Source organism: Thomasclavelia sp. (assembly GCF_017889095.1).
Taxonomy (GTDB): domain Bacteria; phylum Bacillota_I; class Bacilli_A; order Erysipelotrichales; family Coprobacillaceae; genus Thomasclavelia.
The window spans coordinates 1-2837 of sequence record NZ_JAGHEW010000047.1 but is presented as its reverse complement, the minus strand read 5'-3'; the positions used below and the strand labels follow the sequence as shown (position 1 = coordinate 2837).

The 2837-nt window shown below is 27.3% G+C and carries 3 protein-coding genes; 2 read left to right on the top strand and 1 reads right to left on the bottom strand.

All coding sequences use genetic code 11. From position 1 onward, the window contains the following. Positions 1–868 precede the first annotated feature (868 nt). Positions 869–1720 carry a KilA-N domain-containing protein gene (locus tag J7M77_RS02065; RefSeq protein WP_296875500.1) on the top strand — a complete coding sequence of 284 codons (852 nt, stop codon included), beginning with the start codon at positions 869–871 and terminating at the stop codon, positions 1718–1720. A gap of 150 nt (positions 1721–1870) precedes the next feature. Then, on the top strand, positions 1871–2344 hold the full coding sequence (locus J7M77_RS02060; protein WP_296875498.1) for an LURP-one-related family protein: 474 nt from the start codon (positions 1871–1873) through the stop codon (positions 2342–2344). Positions 2345–2477: 133 nt separating this feature from the next. On the opposite strand, the gene J7M77_RS02055 is transcribed toward J7M77_RS02060, so the two are convergent. Continuing rightward, positions 2478–2837, bottom strand: a 360-nt coding sequence (locus J7M77_RS02055) for a hypothetical protein (RefSeq protein WP_296875496.1), incomplete at its 5' end; no start/stop codon positions are given.

Genomic DNA, 2837 nt, shown 5'->3' with positions numbered 1-2837 from the left:
TCAATTGTTTATAAAACATGTACGATGTACGGCTTTAAAGTAAAAGCTATAAATCATGATGTTGGTGTAAGTTTTATTATTAGTAAAGATTCTAAGTAGAAGTATCTTTGTGATACTTCTTTTTTTTTGATAAAGCAAAGATAATTATTGTAATATGAAAGAATATTTTTTACACTATAGTTATAAAGATTAAAGGTGGAAAGGATATTTATGATGAATATGATAATTTGACTAGAACAATCCATATTCTAATCGTTTAGGAATAGGAAATCTAAAGCAAAGTGATATTATTTCAATTTTAATTAAAGAAATTGATAAAGCTGATTTGTTAAATATCTAGTAGAACAAATTGCACTAAAAACAGGGAAATAAGCTGGTGAATTCTATACCTCGCAATTATCTAAAACTTTAACAAGAATAGGTATTTTAGAATAAGAAAAAAAGATTATCTATATATGATCTTTGCATGGAATTTCGTATCATAATAAAGAAAAGAAGATTCCAGCAAATCAAACATTCGAAAGATGAGAATCAAAACCAAAAGAATAGTAATCATTATAAGAAGATAAGTATAATAACATAATGAATCATCTCCAACACTTATTAGTCGGGTGCGAAGCATCACAAAGAGGTCAAAAAAGTGGAGGTGAAATAAAAAAAGAGATTGGAAAAACATTGATTAAATTAATAAAAAAAGTTTTGTCCAATCTCATAATGATAACAGAGATAAATAGTCAAGGGAACATGAGGGGGCTTAGACTTCTACTGAAGTTAAAACTAAAAAATAAGTAGATGGTGTGTTGTTTAGAGCTGTTATGATAAGGCAGTTGTTGTAAAAAGTACATCATATCAATGAGGAGGAGAAATTATGTCTAAAATAAAAAAAGATACCATTGAAGCCAAAGGTATTGAAATTCAAGTTTATACAGAAGACTTTAAAAACGATTTTATTTGTTTAACGGATATTGCAAGATATAAGAATTCAGAAGAACCTAATGTGGTTGTTGCAAATTGGATGAGAAACTATAACACTATTGAATATTTAGGTATATGGGAGCAATTAAATAATCCAAAATTTAAACCCATCGAATTCGAGGGGTTTTTACAAGAAGCAGGTAGTAATGCTTTTACATTATCTCCAAAAAAATGGGTAGAAAGCACTAATGCGATAGGTCTATTTGTAAAAGTAGGAAGAGGTGGCGGAACATTTGCTCATAAAGATATTGCATTTAAATTTGCTTCATGGATTTCTGCTGAATTTGAACTATATATTATTAAAGATTATCAAAGACTAAAAGAAGATGAAAATTCAAAGTTATCACTTAGCTGGAATTTAAATAGAGAAATTTCAAAGATTAATTATAAGATTCATACTGATGCAATCAAAGAATATCTGTTAAAAGATTTAACTAGCGAACAGTTATCCTACAAATATGCTAGCGAAGCAGATATGCTAAATGTTGCCTTGTTTAATAAACGAGCAAAACAGTGGCGTGATGAAAATCCTAATCTAAAAGGAAATATAAGAGATTATGCTAGTCTTAATGAATTATTGGTATTAGCTAATATGGAAAGCTATAATGCAATTTTAATTAGTAAAGGCTTAAAACAAAAAGAAAGAATGATTGAATTAAGAAATCTTGCAAGAACACAACTTACATCACTTGATAAATTAAACAATATTACTTTAAATAGTTTAGACGATAAAACAACTGTATAATGTAAGGTAGTGATTATAAGATTATTACTTAGAATCATCTTATTTTAAATAACTCTTATTCTTTTATTGATAAAACAAAGATAATTATTGTAATATGAAAGAATATTTTTTACACTATAGTTATAAAGATTAAAGGTGGAAAGGATATTTATGAAACTATTATTTAAACAAAGATTTTTTTCATGGTTAGATAGTTATGATATTTATGATGAACAAGAAAATGTAGTATTCCAGGTTAAAGGAGAGCTTAGCTGGGGACATAAATTACAAATATATGATTGTAATGGAATGCATATTGGTACAGTTAAAGAAGAAGTTTTGACTTTTTTGCCACGATTCAAACTATTTATTCATGATCAATATGTTGGCGAAATAAAAAAAGAGTTTACTTTTTTTAGACCATCATTTATTGTTGATTGTAATAATTGGCAGGTTGAAGGAAATATGTTTGAATGGGATTATCAAATTTTTGATGAAGATGATAATTTGATTGCAACAATAAATAAACAACTTTTTAACTTTACGGATACTTATATGTTAGATATTGTAGATCCTAATAATGCTATTTATGTTTTAATGATTGCATTGGCTATAGATGCTCAAAAATGTTCAGATGGTAATTAATAAAAAGGAAGCGATACTTTTATTGCTTCCTTTAAAAATTGAGATAACTAAGTGTTTTTAGCATCAATGCTAAGTCTGCTTTATCTAAAAATTTATTAGAAATAATTGATCTAAACCTTCTTTTATAAGTAAGTTATTCATTGATTTTGTTTTTTAGCTTTTCTAATGTAATATCTTTTAAAATTTCTTCAGTAACCTTTTCTAACTGTTTTAAGTCTAATGTTTTTAGCCATTTACTTTCATTCTGACCATATTTACTCATGATTTGTGATTGTAACATGTTTTGCTGCATAATTAGTTTACCTTCAATAATACCGTCAACAACTCCCTGATCATACATGTCCTGCATATCGGCTTCAATTGATGCTTTCTTTAAATTGCGGTTAAAGGCCATTAACTGTAATTCTTCATCCTGATTAAACTTTTCCATCTTGTCATTCATCAGTTTTCCCACCTCTGATTTTATTATATCATCACTAACTCCGTTTGCAAG

Excerpts from the sequence above, each read along its gene's own strand:
- J7M77_RS02065 (WP_296875500.1), top strand. The coding sequence starts at position 869 with ATGTCTAAAATAAAAAAAGATACCATTGAAGCCAAAGGTATTGAAATT.
- J7M77_RS02060 (WP_296875498.1), top strand. The coding sequence starts at position 1,871 with ATGAAACTATTATTTAAACAAAGATTTTTTTCATGGTTAGATAGTTAT.